This window comes from Gryllotalpicola sp. CP2-P1 (assembly GCF_057512245.1).
Genome location: NZ_JBLRDT010000273.1, coordinates 1 through 2,569, shown reverse-complemented (window position 1 = coordinate 2,569; position 2,569 = coordinate 1). Strand labels below are relative to the sequence as shown.

The window sequence follows — 2,569 nt, the reverse complement described above, 5'->3', positions numbered from 1 at the left end:
GCGGCGCGCCATCGGGGCCGGAGACGAGCGTCGCCGACAGCGTCGTGCGCGGCCGCGCCCCCGGCTGCAGCGCGCTCGGCGACGTCTCGTCGAGCCACGACATCTGCAGGCGTGTGCCGAGGCAGAACCCGAGCTCGGGAATGGCCGGCGACGACTGCAGCCAGCCGCCCGACGGCGTCACCGTGACGATGTTGCCCTGCGCGTCGATGACGTCGAGGTGGCACGTGTCCCCACGGGTCTGGCCCGACGCGTCCGTCGTGAGCTCGCCGTCGACGCCGGGCGCGACGCCGGGTCCGGCGCCGGGCTCGGCGTCGAGCGCGGCATCCTCGACCTCGTCGGCGACCTCGATGTCATCGACGAGCCCGGTCTTGCCCGACCCCGTCTCGCCCAGCGAGGCGAGATCGATGGGAGTGCGGCCGTCGGGCGACCCCGGGCGCAGCTCTGCGCTGGCCGTCTCGCCGATCAGGGCGGCGCGCTCTTCGGCGTAGGCATCCGACAGCAGCGTCGCCAGCGGCACGTCGACGAATGCCGGGTCGCCGTACCAGGCGTCGCGATCGGCGAGCGCGAGCTTCTCGGCCTCGGCGATGACATGGATGCCGAACGCCGTCGACGGGTCGAGGTGCTCGTCGGTGAGCCCGTGCAGGCGCCCGTATGCCTCGAGGATCGCGAGCGTCTGCAGCAGCACCGGCCCCTGCCCCCACGGGCCCGTCTTCGCGATCGTGTGGCCGCGGAACGAGTACGTCACCGGGTCCTCGTCGCCGGGGCGGAAGTCGGCGAGGTCGGCGGCCTCGAGCACGCCCGCGTGGTCGCGCCCGTCGCTGTGGCGATGCGGCCTCGCGGCGAAGGCCTCCATCGCCTGGGCGACGAAGCCCGTCTTCCAGGCGGCGCGCGCCGCCTCGATGCGGTCGACGCGGGTGCCGTCGTCCGGGCCGGCGGCGAGCAGGCGCAGCAGCACCTGGGCGTAGGCCGGGTTCGTGATGATCTGCCCGGGCCGCGGGGCGTTGCCCTCGGCATCCAGCCACAGCGCGGCCGACGAGGTCCAGTGCGAGCGGAAGAGGGGCGCGATGCGCTCGATCGTCGTGACGACAGCGGGGGCGACCGGATGCCCGTCGGCGGCGTACCCGATGGCGTAGGCGAGCACGTCGCTGAGCTCCCAGGTGCCGTGCTCGGCGAGCAGCCACAGCCAGGCATCCACCGCCCCCGGCACGGCGGCGGCCAGCGCACCGGCGCCCGGGACGTCGGCGAGACCCTCGACGTCGCGGTAGTGCTCGATGGTCGCGCGGCGTGGCGCGGGGCCCTGCCCCATGAAGACGCGGACGGCCGAGGCATCCGCCCCGCCTGTGGAGTCGTCACCCGCGTCGTCGCTCGCCCCGCCGCCTGAGCCGGCCAGCGCGAACAGGCCCGTCAGGTCCCCGCCGGGGCCGTTCAGGTGCGGCTCGACGACGTGCAGCACGAAGCCGGCGGCGACGGCCGCATCGACAGCGTTCCCGCCGCGCTCGAGCACCGACTGGGCGGTCGCAGTGGCGAGCCAGTGTGTCGAGGCGGCCATGCCGAAGCTGCCGCGCAGGGTGGGACGGGTCGTGAACGCGTCGGGCGTGCTGAAGGCCATGCCCTCACGCTAGCGTCCGGGCACGCCGCACGCTCCGCGGCGAGGGAATCCCTCGTCAGCCCGGCATCGCGGGTCGTTTCGGTGCGAGGTTGGGCCGTGAGACGACCGAAGGTGCGTGAATGTGCCTTGGGAGCGGCATCGTGGGTCGTCTCGGCGCGTGGCAGGGCCCCGAGACGACCGGGGGTGCGGGAATGTGCCTTGGGAGTGACATCGTGGGTCGTTTCGGCGCGCGGTGGGGCCGTGAGACGACCGAAGGTGCGGGAATGCGTCTCGGGAGCGGCATCGCGGGTCGTCTCGCGGGGGCGGCGCGGCTACGCGCCGATGAACCGCCGCCGACCCGCGAGGTAGCCGAAACCGGCGAGCACGACGAGTGTGATCAGCAGGGCGACGAGAGCCGGGCGCCAACTGCCGGTCACGTCGTGCAGCCCACCGGCGGCGATGGGGCCGGCGGCCGCCAGCAGGTAGCCGACCGACTGCGCCATGCCCGACAGCGACGCGGCCTGCGAGTGATGCCGGGTGCGCAGCCCGAAGAACGACAGGGCCAGCACGATGCTCGCACCGCCGGCGAGCCCGATGAGGCTGGCCCAGATCTCCGAGTGCTGCGGCGCGATCAGCACGCCGAGCGTCGCGAGCGCGAACACGAGCGGGGCGCCGACGGCGAGCAGGCGCTGGTCGCGGAAGCGCGGGATCAGCGTCGAGCAGATGATGCTGCCGGCGATGCCGAATGCGTTGAGCAGGAGCTGGTGGATGCCGGCGATGCCGGCGCTCACGCCGGCCGAGGCCTCGATCGAGGGCAGCCAGGTGATGAACACGTAGAAGCCGACGGACTGCAGGCCCATGAAGACGGTGACCTGCCAGCCGATGGCGGTGCGCCACGGCGAGGGTCCCGTGGCCGGTGCGTGCTCGTGCGCGTGGCTGAGCTCGTCGAGGCTCAGGTCGTCCTCTGTGGGGGCGACGACG

At 73.7% G+C, this 2,569-nt stretch carries 2 protein-coding genes; both read right to left on the bottom strand.

What is annotated here, in order from left to right; genetic code table 11:
- The coding region (locus ACM2XV_RS14095) for a gamma-glutamyltransferase family protein (RefSeq protein ID WP_487027387.1) at positions 1 to 1,609 on the bottom strand (1,609 nt) is incomplete at its 3' end.
- A 311-nt stretch (positions 1,610 to 1,920) separates the two neighbouring features.
- The coding region (locus ACM2XV_RS14090) for an MFS transporter (protein WP_487027386.1) at positions 1,921 to 2,569 on the bottom strand (649 nt) is incomplete at its 5' end.